Source organism: Stenotrophomonas rhizophila (genome assembly GCF_001704155.1).
Taxonomy (GTDB): domain Bacteria; phylum Pseudomonadota; class Gammaproteobacteria; order Xanthomonadales; family Xanthomonadaceae; genus Stenotrophomonas; species Stenotrophomonas rhizophila_A.
Genome location: NZ_CP016294.1, coordinates 1,809,649 through 1,831,046 on the forward strand (window position 1 = coordinate 1,809,649; position 21,398 = coordinate 1,831,046).

The window sequence follows — 21,398 nt, forward strand, 5'->3', positions numbered from 1 at the left end:
GCAGCGGGTGCATGATCGCCTTGTTCCCCACCGCGGAGGTGCCATGAAAACGCTTGTCGCCATTGTTGCAATGGGTCTGGTGCTGGCCGGTTGTGCCACCGGCCGCCTGAGCAGCGCCGAACGCCTGGAGCTGTACCGCGCCCACGCCGGCCCGCCGCAACCGTCGATGCGCTACTTCGGCTCGCTCAATGGCTGGACCGAACTGGGCGACAGCGCGCTGGCGGTGTGGACCCGCCCCAGCGAGGCCTATCTCATTGAACTGCGCGGCCCGTGTTACGGGCTCAGTTACGCTACCGCAATCGGGCTGACCAGCCAGACCGGCCAGGTGTCATCGCGCTTCGACCGGGTGCTGGTCCGCGATCCCAACCACGGCCCGAGCGTCCCGTGCTTCATCGGCGCGATCCGCCCGCTGGACGTCAAGGCGCTGCGCTCCTCGGAGCAGGCAATGCGCCAGGCGCAGGTGCAGGAGCGCGAAGCGGGGCAAACGCCGCCGGCGGAATAGGCCGGTCGCTGCTGTCAGGCCTCGGGGACGAACCCGGCCGGCTTCTCGGCGCCACCGCTGAAGAGGTACTTGACCAGCTCTTCTTCCAGGAACGCGCGATGCTTCGGATCGCGCGGCGACAACCGGTTTTCGTTGATCAGCATCGTCTGGTGCGCCAGCCACGCGGCCCAGGCGGTCTTGCCGATGCCGTTGAAGATGCGCTGGCCCAGCTCGCCGGGATAGGGCACGAAATCCAGCCCTTCGGTGTCGCGTTGTTCGTACTGGCAGAAAACGGTGCGGGCCATGGGCTAGTCGATCCTCTTCAAAGTCGTTGCAGCGCGTAGTTTACGGCTACTTCCGTTTTCCAGCAGTTTGCGGATCGGCGCGGGCAGACCCAGGCTGGGCAGCTCCCGCGCCGGGACCCAGCGCAGGCCAGCAATGTCATTGCGCAGGCCATCCACCTGCCGCGACAGGATCTGCAGGTGCAGGCGATAGTGGCTGAAGGTGTGCTGCAGCACCGGCAGCTCTTCGGCATCTTCCAGCGAGCCCAGCACGTGCGCATCGAACCAGTCCTGCAGCGCGGTGCCGCTGTCGGCCTGCGGCAGCGTCCACAGCTGCGCCCAGATGCCGGTGTCCGGCCGCTTCTGCAGCAGCACGCGGCCCTGTGCATCGCGCAGCAGCAGCGCCACCGCCTCGCGTTCGGGCAGGACCTTGCTGGGCTTCGGGGTGGGCAGCTGGTCGCTGCGGCCTTCGCGGCGCGCCACGCAGTCGTCCTGCAGCGGGCAGATCACGCAGGCTGGCCGGCTGCGGGTGCAGACCGTGGCGCCCAGGTCCATCTGCGCCTGCGTGTAATCGGCCAGACGGCCGCCGGGAACATGCTCCACGTGCAGCTCTGCCAGCGCCCACAACACCTTTTCCACCGCGGGCAGGCCGGGGAATCCTTCGATGCCGTGGTAGCGGGTGAGCACACGCTTGACGTTGCCATCGAGGATCGCGAAGCGGTCGTTCCAGGCCTGGCTGAGGATCGCACCGGCGGTGCTGCGGCCGATGCCCGGCAGTGCATGCAGTGCATCGACGTCGCGCGGCAGCTCGCCGCCGTGCAGTTCGACACAGCGCTGCGCGGCGGCATGCAGGTTGCGCGCGCGGGCGTAGTAGCCCAAGCCGGCCCACTGCGCCATCACCGCGTCATTGCTGGCGGCGGCGAGGTCGGGCAGGGTGGGGAACACGGCAAGAAACTTCAGGAAGTACGGGATGACCGTGGCGACCTGGGTCTGCTGGAGCATGATTTCCGACAACCACACCCGGTACGGCGTACGCGGATGCTGCCAGGGCAAGTCATGCCGGCCATGGCCGTCGAACCACGGCAGCAGCCGATCGACGAACGCGTCGGCGATGGCGGGCGACATCAACCGCCCAGCGCTTCCGGCAGCAACGCATCCACGAACGCTTCCGGATCAAACACGCGCAGGTCTTCGGGGCGCTCGCCGATGCCGGCGAAGCGGATCGGAATGCCGAATTCGCGCGCCAGCGCGAACACCACGCCGCCCTTGGCGGTGCCATCCAGCTTGGTCACCACCAGGCCGGTCACATTGACTGCGGCATGGAACTGGCGCAGCTGCGAGAGCGCGTTCTGGCCGGTGGTGCCGTCAATGACCATCAGCACCTCGTGCGGCGCGCTTTCATCGATCTTGCCCAGCACGCGGCGGATCTTGCCCAGCTCGTTCATCAGCCCGCCCTGGGTATGCAGGCGGCCGGCGGTATCGGCGATCAGCACCCCGGTGCCGCGTGCCTTGCCGGCCTGCAGCGCATCGAATGCCACCGAGGCGGCATCGGCGTTCTGGCCCTGGGCGACCACGGCCACGCCGTTGCGCTCGCCCCAGGCCTGCAGCTGCGCCACGGCGGCGGCGCGGAAGGTATCGCCGGCGGCCAGCATCAGGCTGTGGCCATCGTCCTTGAAGCGCTTGGCCAGCTTGCCGATGGTGGTGGTCTTGCCGACGCCGTTGACGCCGACGGTGAGGATCACGAACGGCTTTGCGCTGCGGTCGATCACCAACGGGCGGGAGACCGGCTGCAGGATCGCGATCAGGTCGGCGCGCAGCGCCCTCAACAACGCGTTCGCGTCGGTGAATTCGCGCGCCTTCATGCGCTTGCGCAGTCCTTCCACCAGTGCGGTGGTGGCACCGACACCGACATCGGCGGTGATCAGGGCGGTTTCCAGCTCATCGAGCAGGTCGTCGTCGAGCTTGGGATTGCGCGAGAACAGGCCGCCGAAGCTGCGTGCGATGACGCTGTTGCGCAGGCGGTCGCGCCAGCCGGTCTTGCCGGGCGCGGCGGGTGCCGCTTCATCGAAGGCGGTCGGGGCGGCGAGCGGCTGCACCGCTTCCTGCACGATATCAGTGGCGACCACGACCGGGGCGGGCGGATAGAGCGGGGTGGGTGCCGCCTGCACGGCTTCGATGCGGGGTGCATCGACCTGGGCCGCTGGCGTGCTAACGGGAGCGGCTGCGTCGACGCCGGGCGTCGCCACCGGTGCTGCGATGGGCGTGGGCTCGACGGCGGGCGCGGCAGCCGGTACGACCGGCTCGGCCTCAGTGGCGGCGGACGGGAACGCGGCGGCCAGTTCCTCAGCGGTGTAGTGCTGGGTCTTGGGCGCGTCCTGCGGAGCGTCCTGGGGCTTTTTGCGACGGAAGAAACTGAGCATGGGATTCGGCGCTGAAATCAGGGGGATATGCTACCACCCGGGCCCGTAAGGCCCGCGTGGAGCGGCGGACGGGTCGCACGGTGACGGACCGCCTGGGCCGGCCAACGGCCGGCGCTACCGAGACGCATCCGAAGCCCAGGGTTGGTTAACCGCGACCCCAAAGGCCACGCAGCAATTCGTAGCGCCGGCCGTTGGCCGGCCCAAGCGGTGCCGGCCACCACGTACCGCGTTAAACCGACAATTCCAGCAACAGCTTGTTCAACCGGCGCACATAAGCCGCCGGATCCTTCAGCGTATCGCCCGCAGCCAGCGCGGCCTGGTCGAACAGCACCCGGCTCAGGTCGCCGAAGCGGGCGGCATCGGCTTCCTGGTCCAGCTTGCCGATCAGCGGGTGGGCCGGGTTGAACTCGAACACCGGCTTGCTGTCGGGCACCTTCTGGCCGCTGGCCTCCAGGATCTGGCGCATCTGCAGGCCCAGGTCCTGTTCGCCGATGGCGAGGATGGCCGGCGAATCGGTCAGGCGGTGCGACACTCGTACATCGGCCACGTCATCGCCCAGCGCGCCCTTGATCCGCTCGACCAGGCCCTGCTTGTCCTTGGCGGCCGCTTCCTGCGCCTGCTTGTCTTCGGCCGTTTCCAGCGCGCCCAGGTCGAGGTCGCCACGCGCCACATCCACGAACGACTTGCCGTCGAACTCGGTCAGGTAGCCCATCAGCCACTCGTCGATGCGGTCGGTGAGCAGCAGCACTTCGATGCCCTTCTTGCGGAACACTTCCAGGTGCGGGCTGTCCTTGACCTGGGTGTGGCTGTCGCCGGTCAGGAAGTAGATCTTGTCCTGGCCTTCGATCATGCGGCCGATGTAATCGGCCAGCGACACGTTCTGCTCGCCGCTGGCGTCATGGGTGGAGGCGAAGCGCAGCAGACCGGCGATCTTCTCGCGGTTGTTGAAGTCTTCGGCGGGGCCTTCCTTCAGCACCTGGCCGAACTGTTTCCAGAACCCGGCATACACCTCGGGCTTGTCGGCGGCCAGCTTCTCCAGCATGTCCAGCGAGCGCTTGGTCAGCGCCGACTTCATCGAATCGATGACCGGGCCGGACTGCAGGATTTCGCGCGACACGTTCAGCGACAGGTCGTTGGAATCGACCACGCCCTTGATGAAACGCAGGTACAGCGGCAGGAACTGCTCGGCCTGGTCCATCACGAACACGCGCTGCACGTACAGCTTCAGGCCCTTGGGCGCGTCGCGGTGGTACAGGTCGAACGGCGCGTGGCCGGGCACGTACAGCAGCGAGGTGTACTCGAGCTTGCCTTCGACCTTGTTGTGGCTCCACGCCAGCGGATCCTGGTGGTCGTGCGCGGCGTGCTTGTAGAACTCCTGGTACTCGGCGTCGCTGATCTCGGTGCGCGGGCGGGTCCACAGCGCGCTGGCGCGGTTGACGGTCTCCCACTCGACTTCGGCCGGGGCGTCGTCGCCGTGGTGTTCCCTGGCCATCTGGATCGGCAGGCCGATGTGGTCGGAGTACTTCTTGATGATGCCGCGCAGGCGCCAGGCATCGGCGAAGTCCTGCTGGTCGTCCTTCAGATGCAGCACGATGCGGGTACCGCGTTCGGGCTTGTCGATGGTTTCCACGTCGAACTCGCCCTCGCCACGCGAGGACCAGTGCACGCCTTCGCTGGCCGGCAGGCCGGCGCGGCGCGAGTACACGTCGACCTGGTCGGCCACGATGAACGCGCTGTAGAAGCCGACGCCGAACTGGCCGATCAGCTGCGAGTCCTTCTTCTGGTCGCCGGACAGCTGGCGCAGGAAGTCGCCGGTGCCCGACTTGGCGATGGTGCCCAGGTGGGCGATGGCCTCGTCGCGGCTCATGCCGATGCCGTTGTCGTCGATGGTCAGGGTATGTGCCTGCGGGTCGACGCTGACCTGGATGCGCAGTTCACCATCGCTTTCGAGCAGGCCCGGCTGGGTCAGCGCTTCGAAGCGCAGCTTGTCCGAGGCATCGGCGGCGTTGGAGATGAGCTCGCGAAGGAAGATTTCCTTGTTGGAGTACAGCGAGTGGATCATCAGCTGCAGCAGCTGCTTCACTTCGGTCTGGAAGCCCAGGGTTTCTTTGTGGGTCTGCTCGGTCATCGGGGAGTGCTCCTTGGACGGTGCCGCGCCCGGCGCGGCGGCTGCACAAGGGGTAAGGACGGATTGTCCCGATTTCAAGATGGCAGCGTTTCAATGGGGTCACGGTATTCTTGGCGGATGAATTCACGTTCCCCCGCATCCCACCCCGTAGGCCAGGTCCGCATCATTGGCGGCAAATGGCGCAATACCAAGCTGCCGGTGCCGCTCGCGCCGGGCCTGCGGCCCAGCAGCGACCGGGTCCGCGAGACCCTGTTCAACTGGCTGATGCCGCGCCTGGGCGGGGCCCGGGTGCTGGACCTGTTCGCCGGCAGCGGCGCGCTGGGACTGGAAGCGGTGTCGCGCGGGGCGGCCCAGGCCACGCTGGTGGAGCGCGATGCCGCGCTGGCCCGCCAGCTGCGCGAATCGGTGGCCAGGCTGGGCGCCCAGGGCCAGATCGAGGTGGTCCAGGGCGATGCGCTGCACTGGCTGGGCCAGCGGCCGTCGGGGCTGGCCGACATCGCCTTCATCGACCCGCCGTTCGCCGACGGGCTGTGGGAGGCCGTCCTGGCCGGGCTGGGGCCGCACCTGGCGGCCGATGCCTGGCTGTACCTGGAGTCGCCGGCCGGGCAGACCCTGCGCCTGCCGCCGGGCTGGCTGCTGCACCGGGAGGGCGGTACCCGCGAGGTCCGCTTTGCCCTGTACAGGCGCGCCACTGCTACACTTTCACCAGATCAGAACGCGTAGCTTCCGCATGACCGTAGCCAACCGCCGCATCGCCGTATACCCGGGCACCTTCGATCCGATCACCAACGGTCACATCGACCTGGTGAACCGGGCCGCGCCGTTGTTCGAGAAGCTGGTGGTCGGCGTGGCGCAGAGCCCGTCCAAGGGTCCGTCGCTGCCGCTGGAACTGCGGGTGTCGCTGGCGCGCGATGCGCTGGCCCACCACCGCAACGTGGAAGTGCGCGGTTTCGACACCCTGCTGGCACATTTCGTGCGCTCCGAGCAGGGCGGGGTGCTGCTGCGCGGCCTGCGCGCGGTCTCCGATTTTGAATACGAATTCCAGATGGCCAGCATGAACCGCCACCTGATTCCGGAGGTCGAGACGTTGTTCCTGACCCCGGCCGAGCAGCACAGCTTCATTTCGTCCTCGCTGGTCCGCGAGATCGCCCGTCTTGGCGGCGACGTGTCCGGCTTCGTGCCGGCCTCGGTGCTCGAGGCGCTGCGCAAGGTCCGCGAAGCGAAGTCTGGCCCCACGTAAACCCCAAGACCCACACATACCAAGCATCACCAAGAGGGAGACTCCATGAACAACACCATGCGTGCCATGTTGATCGCGTCGTTCGCGCTGGCGTTCACCGCCTGCAAGAAGGAAGAAGCCGCACCGGTCGCCGATGCCCAGCAGGCGCTCGTCGCCCCGGCCAAGGATGACGATGCGGGCTGGAAGAAGTACCTGCAGTCCGTCGCCGTGCAGAACATGGGCAACATCACCAACAGCCCGTTCCTGTACTACCTGTCCCCGGAATCGGATCCGGAGTTCCAGGCCAAGTACGACCGCCAGGTCGAGAGCGCCACCGCTGCGGTCGCCCGTGGCGTGCAGCCGGGCAACATGCTGGCCTTCGGTTCGTCCGCCTCGGGCAAGATGGCCGACATGATCCAGGCCGTGTTCAAGGACGTGTCCGCCGACTCGATGAAGGGTGTGCGCGTGGTGTTCATCGGCCAGGCGGCCGACAACGCCCGCGTCCAGTCGATCGTCCAGCCGACCGGCGCCGAGTACATCTTCGTCGAAGCCAAGTAAGCCGTGCCATGGCGGCCGCGCACGTGTGCGCGGCCCGGGCGGCGTCCTTCGTGGACGCCGCCGTTGACCGGCCCGCGCAGCTGCGCAGGCCGGTTTTCCTCTGCCGGCACTGGCGTGGAGTAACGCCATGTCGCTGAAAATCAATGAGCTCTGCGTCAACTGTGACGTATGCGAGCCCGCCTGTCCCAACCAGGCCATCTCGATGGGTGAAACCATCTACGTGATCGACCCTGCACGCTGCACCGAATGCGTGGGGCATTTCGACGAACCGCAATGCGTGGTCGTCTGCCCGGTGGAATGCATCGATCCCGATCCGGACATTCCTGAAACCCAGGAAGCGCTGCTGGCCAAGCTGCATGGGCTCCAGCGCGATCATCCCGAACTCTATGTGGAGTCTGCGCCCGAATGAACACCCCCTCCCGTCGCTGGTTGCTGCTGCTCCTGCTGTGGACACCGGCCCTGTGGGCCGCCGAGCCTGCGCCGCAGGCCACGCTGGCCGCGCATCCTGAAGGCGCCGCCATCGCCAGTGGCCATCACCTGGCCACCGAAGCGGGCATGGAGATCCTGGCCAAGGGCGGCAACGCGTTTGACGCCGCAGTAGCGGTGTCGTCCACCCTGGCAGTGGTCGAACCGATCAGCTCCGGCCTGGGTGGCGGTGGCTTCTTCCTGCTGCACGATGCGAAAACCGGCAAGGATGTGATGCTGGACGCGCGCGAGACCGCACCGGCCGCCGCGACCCCCGAAGCATTCCTGGACAGGAAGGGCGAGCTGGACCGCGACCGGTCGGTGAACGGGCCGTGGTCGGCCGGCATTCCCGGCCTGCCGGCGGCGCTGGTGGAGCTGTCGGCCAAGCACGGCAAGCTGCCGCTGCAGGCGTCGCTGGCCCCGGCGATCCGCATCGCCCGCGAGGGTTTCCCGGTGTATGCGCGCATGGCCAAGGGCTATGCCTCGCGCCGTGAAGTGATGGAGCGCTACCCCGGCACGCGCGAGGTGTACCTGCGCAATGGCAAGCCGATCGCCGAAGGTGATGTGTTCAAGCAGCCGGAGCTGGCGCAGACGCTGGAGCGCCTGGCCGCAGGCGGGTTCGATGGCTTCTACAAGGGCCAGACCGGCAAGCTCCTGCTGGCCGGCGTGAAGCAGGCCGGTGGCAAGTGGACGGCCGACGAGCTGGCCGGCTACCGGGTCAAGCAGCGCGAACCGATCGTGTTCAATTACCGCGACTGGAAGATCACCACCGCCTCGCCGCCGTCGTCCGGTGGCATCGCACTGGCCTCGATGCTGCAGATCCTGGAAGGGTGGGACCTGAAGGCGATGGATCCGGCCCACCGTACCCACCTGGTGGTGGAATCGATGCGCCGCGCGTTCCGTGACCGCACCTTCTTCCTGGGCGATCCGGACTTCGTGCAGATTCCGCAGAAAGTGCTGACCAGCCGCGACTACGCCCAGGGCCTGCGCGCCACCATCCACCCGGAAAAGGCCACCCCCAGCGACCTGCTGTCGGGCAACCCGACCCCGCTGGAAGACGACGAGACCACCCACTTCTCGATCATCGACCAGCAGGGCAACCGCGTGGGCGCCACCCAGACCGTGAACCTGCTGTACGGCTCGGGCCTGATTCCGTCGGGCACCGGCGTGCTGCTCAACAACGAAATGGACGACTTCGCGCTCAAGCCGGGCACGCCCAACGCGTTCGGCGTGATGGGGTATGCGGCCAACGCGCCCAAGCCGGGCAAGCGCATGCTCAGCTCGATGACCCCGACCTTCATGGAATCGGCCGACAAGGTCGTGGTGCTCGGCACCCCGGGCGGCAGCCGCATCATCACCATGGTGCTGCTGGGCGTGCTGGGCTACGACGATGGCCTCGACGCCCAGCAGGTTGCGGCGTTGCCGCGCTTCCACCACCAGTGGCTGCCGGACGTGATCGAGGCTGAAACCGGTGCGTTCGATGCGGGCACCATCCAGCAGCTGCAGGCGATGGGCCACAAGATCGACCTGCCCGGCGACAGCGCCGAAGGCGGGCGCGGCTCCAGCCATGTGTGGGGCAACCTGCAGACGGTGGAGTGGAACCGCCGCAGCAACCAGCTCAGCGTGGGCAGCGACCCGCGCAACCCGGTCGGTTCGGGAGCCGTCGCTCCTGCGGCGGCACGGTAAACCAGAAACCCCGCCACGGCGGGGTTTTTCATGCCGGCGGATAGCGAATTATTAACGCAGCCCGCCGGATAATTTACCGATGAAACTATGGTCCATCCGCGGTAACTCACAGAAGCTCGATGGCGGCGCGATGTTCGGCAATGCGCCGCGTGCGGTCTGGGAAAAATGGGCGGCACCGGACGATCTCAACCGGATCGAACTGGCCTGCCGTGCGCTGCTGGCCAGCCCGTTGGCCGGCAGGACCGTGCTGTTCGAAACCGGTATCGGCGCGTTCTTCGAGCCGAAGCTGCGCGACCGTTATGGCGTGCAGGAACCCAGCCACGTGCTGATCGAATCGTTGCGCGAAGCCGGCTTCGAGCATGAGGACATCGACGTGGTGGTGCTCAGCCACCTGCATTTCGACCACGCTGGCGGCCTGCTGGCGCCGTGGAGCGAAGGCCGCGCGCCGGAGCTGCTGTTCCCCAACGCGACCTTCCTGGTCGGTGCCGAGCACTGGGAACGCGCGCTGGATCCGCACCCGCGCGACCGCGCCAGCTTCATTCCCGAACTGCCGCAGCTGCTGCGCGACAGCGGGCGGCTGGAGATCGTGCAGGGACCGTATTCGCGCACGCTGGGCACAAGCGTGCGTTTCAGCTTCAGCGACGGGCACACCCCGGGCCTGATGCTGGCCGAGATCGTCGGCCCCGAGCAGGTCCAGGGCGAGCCGCGCGGTGGCGTGGTGTTCTGTGCGGACCTGATTCCCGGGCGTTCATGGGTGCACGTGCCGATCACCATGGGCTACGACCGCAACGCCGAACTGCTGATCGACGAGAAACGCAGCTTCCTGGAAGACAAGCTGGCGCGCAACGTGCACCTGTTCTTTACCCACGACCCCGAATGCGCGCTGGCCCAGGTCACCCGCGATGAGAAAGGGCGGTTCGGTACCGCCCACGAACAGGGTGAATTGAAGGCCCGCGCGCTGGCCTGACGGCGCGCGGATCAACCGGCCACGCGGGTCCCGAAGATGCGGTCACCGGCATCGCCCAAGCCCGGCAGGATGTAGCCCTTCTCGTTGAGCCGCGCATCGATCGCGGCAGTGAAGATCTCCACATCGGGGTGCGCCGCCTGCACGGCCGCGATGCCTTCCGGCGCGGCCACCAGGAAAATCCCCTTGATCCGCCGCGCCCCGGCGCGCTTGAGCATGTCGATGGTGGCGATCAGGGTGCCGCCAGTGGCCAGCATCGGGTCCAGGATCAGCGCATCGCGCTCTTCCAGGCGGCCGGTGAGGCGCTCGAAATAGGGCACCGGCTGCAGGGTTTCCTCATCACGCTGCAGGCCGACCACGCTGACCCGCGCCGCCGGAATCAGCGACAGCACGCCGCTGAGCATGCCCAGCCCGGCGCGCAGGATCGGTACCACGGTGATTTTCGCGCCCGCGATGCGCTGCACGGTCACCGGGCCGGCCCAGCCGGAAAGGGTGTGCGCTTCGGTGTCCAGGTCGGCGGTGGCCTCGTAGGCCAGCAGGCCGCCCAGTTCGTTGGCCAGCTCGCGGAAGTCCTTGGTGCTCAGGGACGCATCGCGCATCAGGCCGATCTTGTGCTGCACCAGCGGGTGGCGAACTTCGACGATTTTCATGGGAATGCCAACAAAACGGGGAGAACGCCATTTTGCCGCACCGGTGCCATGGCCGGCCATAGCCCGCCCCCGAGCGTCACAATCGCCACCGGTGTCACGTTCATGCAACCTCCCGGACATACCGTGCTGACCCAACCTTTACACCGTTGGGGAAGCCGTGCAGAACAAATCGCCGTTGGGGCTGGCCATCAGCCTGTCGTTGCTGGTCCTGTCCACCGCGCCTGCCGTGGCCGCCGCGAGCGGGGAGCTCGCCGGCGCTGCCGCAGCCACCGAGCTGGACCGGGTGGAAGTGCGCCCGCAGCTGGAATCGCAGACCCGCGCGGTCGACCTCAAGCGCAGCAGCGATGCCATCCAGGACGCGGTATCGTCCGATGCCATGGGCGTCTACCCGGACAAGAACGTGGCCGAATCGCTGCAGCGCCTGCCCGGCGTCAGCGTGACCCGCGACCAGGGTGAGGGCCGTTTCGTGGTGGTGCGGGGCCTGGATGCCAACCTCAACAGCGTCAGCATCGACGGCGTCGCCGTGGGCACGCCGGAAGACTCCAGCCGCGCCGCACCGCTGGACGTGATCCCCTCCGACTCGACCGAACGCCTGCGCGTGGTCAAGTCGCCGACCCCGGACATGCCGGGCGATGCCATCGGCGGCGCGATCCTGGTCGAGTCCGCCTCGGCGTTCGACCGCGACGGGCGCAGCCTGCGCGGCAAGATCGAAGCCAGCCACCAGGAGCTGTCCGGGCACACCAGCCCCAAGGCCGCGTTCAATTACAGCGAAGTGTTCGCCGATACCTTCGGCGTGGCGCTGGGCGTGAACTACCAGAACCGCAGGTTCGAGTCCGACAACAGCGAAGTCGAGTACGGCGAATTCGACGGCGGCAGCGAAGACGAGCTGTTCGCCAACAGCCTGCAGCACCGCAAGTATGAGATCGAGCGCAAGCGCATCGGCGCCAACCTCAATTTCGACTGGCGCCCCAGCGAAGACAGCCAGTACTACCTGCGCACCCTGTACAGCCAGTTCGACGACGCCGAAACCCGCCAGCGCACCATTTTCAACTTCGGCGATGGCGAGGTCACCGCGCTGGGCAACAACCAGTTCCGGGTCGACGACCTGCCGGCCGATGCGATCCAGAAGCGCATGCGCTACCGCACCAAGAAGGAAAACACCTTCGCCGCCAGCCTGGGCGGCGAGAACCGCCTGACCAACGCCGTGCTGGATTACAAGGTTGGTTACACCCGTACCGAAGAACGCGTCAACGACGAGATGGAAGCGCGCTTCGAGTACAACGGCGATGACCTGGCCGCCACCGTGGACCAGAACAGCGGCATCCCGCGCTACACGCTCAGCGATGCCAACTGGATGGACAACGGCAACTACGACTTCGACCGTTTCGTGGTCTCGCCCAAGCGCGTGGACGACAAGGAGCACAGCGCCCAGGTCAACATCCGCTTCGACGGCGACAACAGCAGTTACAAGTTCGGCCTGCTGGGCCGCTGGCGCGACCGCGACGTGGACACCGACGAGCGCGAACTGCGCGTGGGTCCGGACGTGGCGTTGTCCGACTGGACCACCACCACGCCCGACCATCGTGGCGGCAGCCTCGGCCAGGGCATGAGCTCGGATGCGATGCGTCGCTACTGGGCCCGGTTCGGCAGCCAGTACAGTGCCCGCCCGCAGGATGTCGGCGCCAATGCGATGACCTCGCTGGAAGAGGATTACACGGCCAGCGAAGACATCTTCGCCAGCTATGCCATGGGCACCTGGGACGTCGGCAACCTGCGCATCATCGGCGGCGTGCGCGTGGAAAACACCCAGTTCCAGGCCACCGGCAACCAGGTGGACGTGGCCGCCAACGGCCGCAGCTACACCGTGACCCCGCTCAGCGCCGACCGCAGCTACACCAACGTGCTGCCCGGCCTGCACCTGCGTTACGACGCCGGCAGCGACTGGGTGCTGCGTGCAGCCGCCAACAAGACCGTGTCGCGCCCGTCGTTCGGCGACATCGCCCCGCGCATCGGCTACAACCGCGGCGACGAGGAAGTGCGGCTGGGCAACCCGGAACTGGATCCGTACGAATCCAGCAACGTGGACCTGTCGTTCGAGCGCTACATCGGCAGCACCGGCATCCTCTCGCTGGGCCTGTTCCATAAATCCATCGACGGCTACATCGTCAACACCGTCAGCGACAGCGATCCCGAATACCCCGGCTTCGACGTCACCCGCGTGATCAACGGCGACAAGGCCAAGGTCTACGGCGCCGAGTTCAACTGGCAGCAGCAGCTCAGCTTCCTGCCCGCCGGCTGGGATGGCCTGCTGGTCGGTGCCAGCGGCACCTGGTTGGACACCGATTTCGACCCGGGCCTGGATGGCCGTGCCGACGAGGACTTCACCCTGCCGCGTGCCTCCAAGCACGTGTACAGCGCACACCTGGGTTACGAGAAGGCCGGCTTCAGCACCCGCCTTGCCGCCGTCTACCGCAGCGAGTACCTGGATACGCTGGGCGACAGCCGCGCTTACGACATCTTCGTGGCCCCCAATACCCAGCTCGATTTCAGCCTGGACTACAAGATCACCGAGAACGTAAGCGTGTACCTGGAAGCGCAGAACCTGCTCGACAAGCCGCTGGAGCTCTACCAGGGCGTGCGTTCGCGCACCCTGCAGAACGAAGAATACGGCCGCACCTACGCGCTCGGCCTGAAGGTGGCCCTGTGATGCGCGCACGTCCCGTATTGGGCCTGCTCGCGCTGGCCGTGCTGGCTGGCTGCAAACCGGCCGTCACTCCGGCACCGGCGGCATCGAACGCACCGGCAGCAGACCCGGCGGCGGCGACTACCGGGCGCTCGGTGGCCACCGTGGCCGAAGCGTTCCTCACCCCGATGACCCCGGCCGACAACATCGATTCGCCGGCCAGCTGGACCTCGCCGGAAGGGCAAGCGTGGCTGATTGCCACGGCCAAGGCCACTGACAAGCTGGTGGTCTATGACGGCCAGACCGGCGCGCACCTGCGCGATGTCGGCAGCACCGGCACCGCGCCGGGCCAGTTCGTCCGCCCCAACGGCATCGCCGTGGTCGATGACCTGGTGCTGATCGTGGAGCGCGACAACCACCGCGTGCAGGTGCTGCAGCTGCCGTCATTCACCCCGCTGGGGACGTTCGCGGCCGATGACCTGCGCAAGCCGTATGGACTGTGGGTCAACAAGCAGGCCAGCGGCTACGACGTGTACGTGACCGATTCCTACGATGCCGGCGAAGATGCGCAGGGCAACGACGTGCTGCCGCCGCTGGCCGAACTGGACAAGCGCGTGCGTCGTTACGCACTGCAGGTGGCGGACGGCAAGGCGCAGGCCAGCCTGGTCGGCAGCATCGGCGACACCAGCGAGAAGGGCGCCCTGCGCGTGGTTGAATCGATCTGGGGCGATCCGGCCAACGACCGCCTGCTGATCGCCGAAGAAGACGAAACCTATGCCAGCGAAATCAAGGTGTACTCGCTGCAAGGGAAATTCAGCGGCACCACCTTCGGCCGCGATGCGTTCAAGGCCCAGGCCGAAGGCGTGATGCTGCGCACCTGCGGCAAGGACGGCTGGTGGATCACCACCGAACAGGGCAAGGATCGCAGCGTGTTCCACCTGTTCGACCGCCACACGCTGAAGCATGTCGGCGCGTTCCAGGGCAACACGGTGGCCAATACCGACGGCATCTGGCTGGACCAGGCCGCCTCGCCGCGCTTCCCGCACGGCGCGCTGTATGCCGTGCATGACGACCAGGGCGTGGTCGCGTTCGACTGGGCCAGCGTGGCCAAACAGCTGTCGCTGCCGCTGGAGTGTGCAAAGTGAGCGGTATCCATGCATGCGCCCGCGCGCTCGCGGTAGTGCTGCTGCTGGGCAGCGCGTCCAGCTGGGCCAGGCCGGAGGGCAAGGCCGAACCGAACACCCAGGTGCCGGCCGGCAACCGGCATTACGCGGCGACCGGCTTCCCGGACCGCATCGTGGCATCGCCGGCGCAGGACGCATCGCGCGGCTTCGCCGTGGCGTGGCGTACCGATACCAGCGTCAGCACGCCGCTGCTGGAATGGGTGGTTGCCGGCGACTCGCCCGATGTCGGCACGCCCCGGCGCGTTACCGCCGTGACCACGGCGCTGGACACCGAACTGGGCCCTTCGCACCATCACCGTGCCGACGTCGCTGGCCTGGCGCCGGATACGCTGTACCTGTGGCGGGTGCAGGGCAACGGCACCTGGAGCGCCTGGAACCAGCTGCGCACCGCCGGGCGCGCCGACCAGCCACTGACCCTGCTGTACTTCGGCGACACCCAGAACAAGAACGTCAGCCACGTCTCGCGCGTGCTGCGTGCCGGCATCAAGGCCGCACCGGACGCGCGCCTGACCCTGTTTGCCGGTGACCTGGTAAGTGGCGGTGACGGCGTGGACGACAGCGAGTGGGGCGAGTGGTTCGCTGCCGCCGGCTGGCTGCCGCAGGAAACCGCAGTGGCACCGGCGATCGGCAACCATGAGTACTTCGAGGAATTCGAAGACACCCCGCAGGAACGCCGCGTGCTGGGCCGGCACTGGCCGGTGACCTTCGCCCTGCCGCGCAACGGCGTGGATGCCGCGTCCACCAGCACCTACTGGTTCGACTACCAGGGCGTTCGCATCGCCGTGCTGGACGGCACCTCGGCGCTGGACCTGGGCACGGCCCAGGCGCAGGCGGCGTGGCTGGACAAGGTGCTGGCGGACAACCCGCAGCCGTGGAGCATCGTGCTGCTGCACCAGCCGTTCTATTCGCCGCGCGAGGGCCGCGAGAACGCCGAGCTGCGTGACGTGCTGCTGCCGGTGGTGCGCCGCCACAACGTGGACCTGGTGCTGCAGGGCCACGACCACACCTACGGGCGCCGTGGCGAAGGCCAGGCGGCCACGCCGCAGTACGTGGTGACCGTGGCCGGCCCCAAGCAGTACCGGCTGTCCGACGAAGCGCGCGCGACGATGGCGCCGGTCGGTGAGGACACCCAGCTGTACCAGGTGCTCACGATCGATCCACGGCACCTGCGCTATGAAGCCCGTACGGTCACCGGCCGCCTGTACGACGGCTTCGAACTCAACCGCGAGGCCGACGGCAGCAAGCGCAAGACCGAACTCACCGAGGGCCGCATCGCCCCCCGCGACTGCACGCGCACCCAGACCCTGAAGGGTCGTGCCGACCGCTGCTGGGAATAAGGACTGCCATGAACCCGCAACCCAAGCTTGCCCTGATCGCCCTGGCCGCCGCACTGCTGCTGCTCACCGGCGCCAGCCTCGCCAGCAACGCGGTGCTGCACCCCTTTCTGGCCGCCCAGCCGAAGGAAGCGCCGGAGGAAGCCAACCTGGCCGTGGAAATCCCGGCCGGCAGCTTCACCAAGTACGAAATCAAGGAAGACGGCCTGGTCCACGTCGACCGCTTCCAGTCGATGCCGGTTGCGTACCCGGCCAACTACGGCTCCATGCCGCGCACCCTGGCCGGCGACAACGACCCGCTGGATGCACTGGTGTTGACCCGCGAACTGCTGCACCCCGGCGTGATCGTGCGCTTCCGCCCGATCGGCTACCTGAAGATGGTCGACAAAGGCGAGCACGATGAAAAGGTGATCGGCGTGCCGACCGACAAGATCGACCCGACCTACGCCAACATCCGCGACCTGCAGGACCTGCCGCTGATCGAACGCCAGCGCATCGAAGCGTTTTTCCGCGTCTACAAGGACCTGCCCGAAGGTCGCAATCCGGTGGAACTCAGCGGCTGGGGCAACGCGGCCGAAGCGAAGGTGCTGATCCGCGAATCAATGCAGCGCTTCGACGCGCAGCAGCGCCGCGCCAAGGGCGATTGAGCCTCAGCACCGCGCGGGCCTACAGCAGGATCCCGCCGCCCACCTCGATCCGCTGCGCGGTCACCCAGTGGTTGTCGGGCCCGACCAGCGCGGCCACCATCGCCCCGATATCCTCGGCGTGGCCCGGGCGCCCGAGGGCGGTGTGGTCGCTGACATAACGCTGCACGTCGGGGTTGTCGCGCACCGCGCCGCCGAAGAAATCCGTCTGCGTGGGGCCGGGTGCCACCGCATTGACGGTGATGCCGCGCGGACCCAGTTCCAGCGCCAGGTAGCGGGTCATCACCTCCAGCGCGCCCTTCATGGCGGCGTAGACGAGGCTGCCGGCGGCGGTGTGGCGGGAGAGGCTGCTGGACAGGTTCACAATGCGCGCTCCGTCGGCCAGCAGCGGTGACAGCGCCTGGGTCAGCAGCAGCGGACCCTTGAAATGCAGCGCATGCAGAAGGTCGATGTCATCGGCGGTGATTGCACCGAACGGTGCCGGTGCGTGCGCGCCGGCATTGTTGATGAGCGCGTCGAGCTTCCGGCCCTGGCCTCGGGACTGCAGCCAACCGGTCATCGTGTCCAGGCATGCCGGGAAGCTCCCGCTGTCGGTGACGTCCAGCGCCAGGGTCATCACGTCGCGGCCCTGACGTGCGATGTCCGCGGCCACGCTGCGGGCGGCGGCGGGGTCGCTGCGGTACGTTAAGATCACGTCCCAGCCGCGCGTGGCCAACTGCATCGCGATGCTGCGGCCAATGCCCTTGTTGCCGCCGGTGACCAGGGCCACGCGGGCGGGGAGAAGTGGAGAGCCAGTGTGCATGCGATAACCAGACGAGGGGAACGAGCAGGCATGATCGCGGGGCGCCGCGCCGCGCTCTTGCCGGTTACGCGCAGGCATTTGCCTGATCCTGCACCCCTCCGTGCGGGGGTGGCATGCTGACGCGTCTGCATGACGCAGTGGAGAGCCTCCTGAGCCGTTCGGCCGGAGAGGGCGACCGTGTACTGTCGCCGCTGCCGGGCGTGATCGTATCGACTACCCGCCATGCCCGGATGCCCACCCATGCGCTGTACCGGCCCGCGTTGGGTGTGGTCGTGCAGGGGGCAAAGCAGGTTCTGGCCGGAAGACGCAGCCTCGATTACCGTGCCGGACAGGGACTGGTGACCGGGATCGCGATGCCGGCAAGTGGGCGCGTGCTGACGGCCAGCCGGGCACAGCCGTTCATGGGCGTCTCGATCGAGCTGGACACGGGTGTGCTGCAGCAGGTGCTGGCCGGGCTGGATCCGGGGCCGTCAGCCCTCGCCGCAGCCTCCGGCCTCAGCGTACATACCCTGCCAGCGCCGCTGCTGGACTGCGTGGCACGCATCGTTGAAGCGGTGCGTATCGACGATGCGGCGGCGGTGCTGGTGCCCACCTTGTCGCGCGAACTCAGCTACTGGCTGTTGACCGGGCCAACCGGCCCGGAGGTTGCGGCAATGGCGCGCCCGGAAGGCACGCTGCACCGGATTGCCGAAGCGGTGGTGCACCTGCGCCGGCATTTCCGACAGCCGCTGCAGGTGGAGTCGCTGGCGGCGGCCAGCAACATGTCCGTGTCACTGTTCTACCGACGCTTCCGCGCGGTTACCGGGATCTCGCCACTACAGTTCCAGAAGCAGCTGCGTCTGCTCGAAGCACGGCGGCTGCTCGAAACCCAGGCCGTCAACGTGACCACGGCGGCGCTTGCCGTCGGGTACGAGAGCCTGTCGCAGTTCAGCCGCGAGTACCAGCGGTGCTTCGGCCACACCGCGCGGGAAAGCCTGCAGGGGTCCGCGCTTTCCGTGGATTGACCCCTGGTTGGCGACCCATTAATATCCATCCGGACGGATATTAATTGGTAAACGCATGGCCCGACCGCGCTCCATCGACCCGAATCACCTGCTGGACGCCGCCGAACGGGTGGTGGCCCGCCATGGCGTTCCCGGGCTTACCCTGGAGGCCGTTGCAGCCGAGGCCGGGATCAGCAAGGCCAGCGTGCTGTACGACCATGGCAGCAAGACCGCACTGGTGCAGGCCGTACTGGTGCGCGCGCTGCAGCGGGACCGTGCCCAGAACCAGGCCGCGGTTGACGCGGTGCCCGCGCATGACAGTCCGGTCATCAAGGGTCGGCTGGCGGCCGCTGCACAGCCGCTGCCGGACGCCTTCCGACCGGTCGCCCTGAGCCTGGTGGCGGCCATGGCCGGCGACTCGAGCCTGCGCGGGCCGTTCCAGCAACACCAGCGCGAGGTGATCGAGGCGGTCGAAACCACCTCGCAGCAGCCTCGTGGCGCGATGCTGGCGTACCTGGCGCTGGAAGGACTGAAACTTCTCGAAGCGCTCGACTACCACCGCTGGCCCGTGCAACAGCGGGAACAGCTGCTGCGGGACATCGCGTGGCTGGTGGAGCAGGTACCGCCTGACTGATCCATCGGTTTGGGGCGACGTTACGCCCACCTGTCTTCTCTCCCACCCATCAATGCGGCCCGGCAGCGGCTGCAGGACCCCCCATGTCTTCTCTCCAGCGGATTTTCCTTACCGGCGGCAGTGGCTATGTCGGTCGCAACCTCATCACCTCACTGGTCTCCCAGGGCCACGCCGTGGTGGCCTTGGCGCGCAGCGAAGCAGCGGCGCGCGCAGTCGAACAGCGCGGCGCACGGGCATTCCGCGCCGACCTGCTCTCGGGTGACCTGGCCACGGGCATGCAGGGCTGCCACGCCGTTGTCCATGCGGCCGCCGATACCGACCATGTGGCCGGTGGGGGGCGCCAGCATCGTGTCAACGTCGATGGCACGCGCCGGGTGATCGACGCCGCCGGACAGGCGGGCGTCGCCCGCGTGCTCCTGCTCAGCACCGAGTCGGTGCTGGCCAGCGGGCGCGCGTTGCCAGGCGTGGACGAGCGCACGCCACTGCCACGCCGCTCCATCGGTGGCTACTCGCGCAGCAAGGCCGAGGCGGAGCGGGTTGCGTTGGCGGCCAACAGCGAACACCTTGCGGTCAGCGTGCTGCGCCCACGGTTCGTGTGGGGCCGCGACGACACCACCGCACTGCCACAGCTGTGCGACGCGGCGCGGAGCGGACAGCTTGCCTGGATTTCGGGCGGCAACTACCTGACCTCCACCACCCACATCGCGACCCTGTGCGCGGCTGTCTCGGCAGCGCTGCGCCATGCACGACCGGGCGAGGTCTATTTCATCGCCGACGAGCAGCCTGTCCAGTTCCGTGCCTTCATCACCGCGCTGCTGGAAACGCAGGGGATCGCCGCGCCGGAAAAGTCGGTCCCGCGCGCGCTGCTGTGGGCACTGGCATCGCTGGGCGATGTACTGGCGGCAGTGAGTGGTGGACGGGTACGCGGTCCGCTGACCCGGCAGCAGTTCGCTGCCTCGGCGGTTGAAGTGACGCTGGATACGCGCAAGGCGCGGCGTGAGCTGCACCTCCGCGACGCGATCACGCGCGAGCAGGGGTTGGATGAGCTTCGGCTCGTGCGCTCTGGCGTGCGCGTGTGAAGCCGCCACGCAGGGCGTGGCACTAAACGTTGGGTGCCGAAGGCTCGTGGATGGGACAACGGTTGAAGCGGGCGCGGAAGTCGCGCGAGGCGGCCATCACGATCCGGCGTGCGCGGTTGATGTTGCCCAGCGGTTGATGGGCCGCCAGCGCGTGCCAGGGAGCGAAGGCGAGGCGGTCTTCGCTGGCCTCGGCGTCGGTGTTCCAGGATGACTGCTCACCGACCACCAGCCGACCTACCGGCTGGAACGGGCTGAGTTCCTCCGGCCAGACCACCGAAGCGTCTTCGATCGGCATCTTTTCAAGATCGCGGCAGAGCTGCACGCGCAGCTCCCACTCGGCCACGGCGCCGGGCTGGGCGAAGAACGCGGCCACCGCCTCACGCTGCGTATCGGCTTCGGAAGGCAGCTTCTGCCCGGTCAGCGCGACCAGTGCCGGTGACACCGGCACCCACGAGAACTTGGCCATGTACGGCCCGTAGCGGAACGGGACCTGGGTGAAGAACGTTTCGCCGAGCGGATGGTGCTGCGGTTCGCCACCAAGCGCCTTCAGTGATGCGCTCTGGCCACCCACTGCCTCCAGCGCCGCCTCGGTACCGCGCAGCGTGGCCGAGAGCACCTGCTTGGTCCGCGGCATGCGCTCGGTGGTGGCGGCCAGCAGCTTGGCCGAACGGAGAAAACCGCTGATGCCGGGCGTGTTGAACGCCGGTCCATTGACCATCAGGAAGTCCTGACTGTGTTGCTCATCGCCTCCCTCCACGCGCGCACCGGGCACATCCATGATCTTGACGGCCATCGCGCGCGGCGTAGAGACGGTATCGGGCAGCTGTTCGGCCGGGGGCGAGGACAACCGCACCAGCGCATCGTAGTCGGCAGGGCTGGCGAACAGGCCCTGGCTCAGTTCGGGCGAGAGCCCATCCAGCACGCGGAAGCGCCCGCGCAGCAGTGCATGGCCTTTGGCGTGCACCGCACGGTGCGCATGGCCTTCATGCTCGGCAACCACGCCGGCCATGCGGGTGAATACCTCCACCAGTTCGGCGATGGTGGCGTCTTCGTCAGGCGCGCGCTGTTCCACGTCAGCGGAATAAGCAACAGCAGGCTGGATCGGCGTCATGGGCGTGGTTCCGGAAAGTGGAGAGAAGGCGCCGGCGACCACGAGGTGTTGCCTTGGCAGGGACCGGCTGGGGCATGTGCCCACCTTCCCGC

General features: G+C 67.6%; 21 protein-coding genes. 14 read left to right on the plus strand and 7 right to left on the minus strand.

What is annotated here, in order from left to right:
* The first annotated feature begins 43 nt into the window (after positions 1-43).
* Positions 44-502, plus strand: a complete 459-nt coding sequence (locus tag BAY15_RS08270) for a DUF6491 family protein (RefSeq protein WP_068851026.1) — start codon at positions 44-46, stop codon at positions 500-502.
* 14 nt (positions 503-516) lie between these two features.
* Here BAY15_RS08270 and BAY15_RS08275 read toward each other — a convergent pair whose 3' ends face one another.
* The 4 genes from BAY15_RS08275 to htpG all read right to left on the minus strand — a co-directional run bounded on the left by BAY15_RS08275 (position 517) and on the right by htpG (position 5,310).
* Positions 517-786 (minus strand): oxidative damage protection protein, encoded by a 270-nt coding sequence (locus BAY15_RS08275; protein WP_068851029.1) that lies wholly within the window; start codon positions 784-786, stop codon positions 517-519.
* A 3-nt stretch (positions 787-789) separates the two neighbouring features.
* Positions 790-1,887: an A/G-specific adenine glycosylase gene (gene mutY, locus BAY15_RS08280; RefSeq protein ID WP_068851033.1), complete on the minus strand. Its 1,098-nt coding sequence runs from the start codon at positions 1,885-1,887 to the stop codon at positions 790-792.
* Positions 1,887-3,182: a signal recognition particle-docking protein FtsY gene (gene ftsY / locus BAY15_RS08285; RefSeq protein WP_068851037.1), complete on the minus strand. Its 1,296-nt coding sequence runs from the start codon at positions 3,180-3,182 to the stop codon at positions 1,887-1,889. Before ftsY ends, mutY begins: the two co-directional genes overlap by 1 nt.
* A 229-nt stretch (positions 3,183-3,411) precedes the next feature.
* Positions 3,412-5,310, minus strand: a complete 1,899-nt coding sequence (gene htpG, locus BAY15_RS08290; RefSeq protein WP_068851039.1) for a molecular chaperone HtpG — start codon at positions 5,308-5,310, stop codon at positions 3,412-3,414.
* A 117-nt stretch (positions 5,311-5,427) separates the two neighbouring features.
* Between htpG and rsmD the strand changes: the two genes are divergently transcribed.
* The 6 genes from rsmD (at position 5,428) to BAY15_RS08320 (ending at position 10,205) form a co-directional block, all read left to right on the plus strand.
* On the plus strand, positions 5,428-6,033 hold the full coding sequence (gene rsmD, locus BAY15_RS08295) for a 16S rRNA (guanine(966)-N(2))-methyltransferase RsmD (RefSeq protein WP_068851042.1): 606 nt from the start codon (positions 5,428-5,430) through the stop codon (positions 6,031-6,033).
* 7 nt (positions 6,034-6,040) lie between these two features.
* Positions 6,041-6,550 carry a pantetheine-phosphate adenylyltransferase gene (coaD, locus tag BAY15_RS08300; RefSeq protein WP_068851045.1) on the plus strand — a complete coding sequence of 170 codons (510 nt, stop codon included), beginning with the start codon at positions 6,041-6,043 and terminating at the stop codon, positions 6,548-6,550.
* Positions 6,551-6,595: 45 nt separating this feature from the next.
* Positions 6,596-7,087 (plus strand): hypothetical protein, encoded by a 492-nt coding sequence (locus tag BAY15_RS08305; RefSeq protein WP_068851048.1) that lies wholly within the window; start codon positions 6,596-6,598, stop codon positions 7,085-7,087.
* 127 nt (positions 7,088-7,214) lie between these two features.
* On the plus strand, positions 7,215-7,496 hold the full coding sequence (locus tag BAY15_RS08310; RefSeq protein ID WP_068851051.1) for a YfhL family 4Fe-4S dicluster ferredoxin: 282 nt from the start codon (positions 7,215-7,217) through the stop codon (positions 7,494-7,496).
* Complete coding sequence (gene ggt, locus BAY15_RS08315) at positions 7,493-9,238, plus strand: gamma-glutamyltransferase (protein WP_068851054.1); 1,746 nt, start codon at positions 7,493-7,495, stop codon at positions 9,236-9,238. Before BAY15_RS08310 ends, ggt begins: the two co-directional genes overlap by 4 nt.
* 79 nt (positions 9,239-9,317) lie before the next feature.
* Positions 9,318-10,205 (plus strand): MBL fold metallo-hydrolase, encoded by an 888-nt coding sequence (locus tag BAY15_RS08320; protein ID WP_068851057.1) that lies wholly within the window; start codon positions 9,318-9,320, stop codon positions 10,203-10,205.
* Positions 10,206-10,216: 11 nt separating this feature from the next.
* Here BAY15_RS08320 and upp read toward each other — a convergent pair whose 3' ends face one another.
* Complete coding sequence (upp, locus tag BAY15_RS08325; RefSeq protein ID WP_068851060.1) at positions 10,217-10,852, minus strand: uracil phosphoribosyltransferase; 636 nt, start codon at positions 10,850-10,852, stop codon at positions 10,217-10,219.
* A gap of 157 nt (positions 10,853-11,009) precedes the next feature.
* Between upp and BAY15_RS08330 the strand changes: the two genes are divergently transcribed.
* From BAY15_RS08330 to BAY15_RS08345, 4 genes are read left to right on the plus strand one after another with little or no spacing between them, the layout of a single operon-like run.
* Positions 11,010-13,559, plus strand: a complete 2,550-nt coding sequence (locus tag BAY15_RS08330; protein ID WP_068851063.1) for a TonB-dependent receptor — start codon at positions 11,010-11,012, stop codon at positions 13,557-13,559.
* Positions 13,559-14,680: a phytase gene (locus BAY15_RS08335; protein WP_068851066.1), complete on the plus strand. Its 1,122-nt coding sequence runs from the start codon at positions 13,559-13,561 to the stop codon at positions 14,678-14,680. Before BAY15_RS08330 ends, BAY15_RS08335 begins: the two co-directional genes overlap by 1 nt.
* Before the next feature lie 35 nt (positions 14,681-14,715).
* The gene (locus BAY15_RS08340; RefSeq protein ID WP_068851069.1) at positions 14,716-16,056 is read left to right on the plus strand and encodes a purple acid phosphatase family protein; all 1,341 of its coding nucleotides are present in this window, start codon (positions 14,716-14,718) and stop codon (positions 16,054-16,056) included.
* Positions 16,057-16,064: 8 nt separating this feature from the next.
* Positions 16,065-16,700, plus strand: a complete 636-nt coding sequence (locus BAY15_RS08345) for an inorganic diphosphatase (protein WP_068851072.1) — start codon at positions 16,065-16,067, stop codon at positions 16,698-16,700.
* Between the two features lie 19 nt (positions 16,701-16,719).
* On the opposite strand, the gene BAY15_RS08350 is transcribed toward BAY15_RS08345, so the two are convergent.
* On the minus strand, positions 16,720-17,499 hold the full coding sequence (locus BAY15_RS08350) for an SDR family NAD(P)-dependent oxidoreductase (RefSeq protein WP_068851075.1): 780 nt from the start codon (positions 17,497-17,499) through the stop codon (positions 16,720-16,722).
* A gap of 113 nt (positions 17,500-17,612) precedes the next feature.
* On the opposite strand from BAY15_RS08350, the gene BAY15_RS08355 reads away from it, so the two are divergent.
* The 3 genes from BAY15_RS08355 to BAY15_RS08365 all read left to right on the plus strand — a co-directional run bounded on the left by BAY15_RS08355 (position 17,613) and on the right by BAY15_RS08365 (position 20,195).
* Positions 17,613-18,503, plus strand: a complete 891-nt coding sequence (locus BAY15_RS08355; protein WP_068851078.1) for an AraC family transcriptional regulator — start codon at positions 17,613-17,615, stop codon at positions 18,501-18,503.
* Between the two features lie 55 nt (positions 18,504-18,558).
* Entirely contained in the window at positions 18,559-19,116 is a 558-nt protein-coding gene (locus tag BAY15_RS08360) for a TetR family transcriptional regulator (RefSeq protein WP_068851081.1), read from the plus strand.
* 83 nt (positions 19,117-19,199) lie between these two features.
* The gene (locus BAY15_RS08365; protein WP_068851084.1) at positions 19,200-20,195 is read left to right on the plus strand and encodes an NAD-dependent epimerase/dehydratase family protein; all 996 of its coding nucleotides are present in this window, start codon (positions 19,200-19,202) and stop codon (positions 20,193-20,195) included.
* Between the two features lie 22 nt (positions 20,196-20,217).
* On the opposite strand, the gene BAY15_RS08370 is transcribed toward BAY15_RS08365, so the two are convergent.
* On the minus strand, positions 20,218-21,306 hold the full coding sequence (locus tag BAY15_RS08370) for a catalase family protein (RefSeq protein WP_068851087.1): 1,089 nt from the start codon (positions 21,304-21,306) through the stop codon (positions 20,218-20,220).
* Positions 21,307-21,398 lie beyond the last annotated feature (92 nt).

Bases quoted from the DNA above. Each gene is read 5' to 3' on its own strand.
- ftsY (WP_068851037.1), bottom strand. From the start codon at position 3,182: ATGCTCAGTTTCTTCCGTCGCAAAAAGCCCCAGGACGCTCCGCAGGAC.
- BAY15_RS08360 (WP_068851081.1), top strand. From the start codon at position 18,559: ATGGCCCGACCGCGCTCCATCGACCCGAATCACCTGCTGGACGCCGCC.
- BAY15_RS08320 (WP_068851057.1), top strand. From the start codon at position 9,318: ATGAAACTATGGTCCATCCGCGGTAACTCACAGAAGCTCGATGGCGGC.
- coaD (WP_068851045.1), top strand. From the start codon at position 6,041: ATGACCGTAGCCAACCGCCGCATCGCCGTATACCCGGGCACCTTCGAT.
- BAY15_RS08270 (WP_068851026.1), top strand. From the start codon at position 44: ATGAAAACGCTTGTCGCCATTGTTGCAATGGGTCTGGTGCTGGCCGGT.
- BAY15_RS08335 (WP_068851066.1), top strand. From the start codon at position 13,559: ATGCGCGCACGTCCCGTATTGGGCCTGCTCGCGCTGGCCGTGCTGGCT.
- BAY15_RS08350 (WP_068851075.1), bottom strand. From the start codon at position 17,499: ATGCACACTGGCTCTCCACTTCTCCCCGCCCGCGTGGCCCTGGTCACC.
- rsmD (WP_068851042.1), top strand. From the start codon at position 5,428: ATGAATTCACGTTCCCCCGCATCCCACCCCGTAGGCCAGGTCCGCATC.
- mutY (WP_068851033.1), bottom strand. From the start codon at position 1,887: ATGTCGCCCGCCATCGCCGACGCGTTCGTCGATCGGCTGCTGCCGTGG.
- BAY15_RS08275 (WP_068851029.1), bottom strand. From the start codon at position 786: ATGGCCCGCACCGTTTTCTGCCAGTACGAACAACGCGACACCGAAGGG.
- BAY15_RS08365 (WP_068851084.1), top strand. From the start codon at position 19,200: ATGTCTTCTCTCCAGCGGATTTTCCTTACCGGCGGCAGTGGCTATGTC.
- ggt (WP_068851054.1), top strand. From the start codon at position 7,493: ATGAACACCCCCTCCCGTCGCTGGTTGCTGCTGCTCCTGCTGTGGACA.
- BAY15_RS08305 (WP_068851048.1), top strand. From the start codon at position 6,596: ATGAACAACACCATGCGTGCCATGTTGATCGCGTCGTTCGCGCTGGCG.
- BAY15_RS08345 (WP_068851072.1), top strand. From the start codon at position 16,065: ATGAACCCGCAACCCAAGCTTGCCCTGATCGCCCTGGCCGCCGCACTG.
- BAY15_RS08355 (WP_068851078.1), top strand. From the start codon at position 17,613: ATGCTGACGCGTCTGCATGACGCAGTGGAGAGCCTCCTGAGCCGTTCG.
- upp (WP_068851060.1), bottom strand. From the start codon at position 10,852: ATGAAAATCGTCGAAGTTCGCCACCCGCTGGTGCAGCACAAGATCGGC.
- BAY15_RS08370 (WP_068851087.1), bottom strand. From the start codon at position 21,306: ATGACGCCGATCCAGCCTGCTGTTGCTTATTCCGCTGACGTGGAACAG.
- htpG (WP_068851039.1), bottom strand. From the start codon at position 5,310: ATGACCGAGCAGACCCACAAAGAAACCCTGGGCTTCCAGACCGAAGTG.
- BAY15_RS08310 (WP_068851051.1), top strand. From the start codon at position 7,215: ATGTCGCTGAAAATCAATGAGCTCTGCGTCAACTGTGACGTATGCGAG.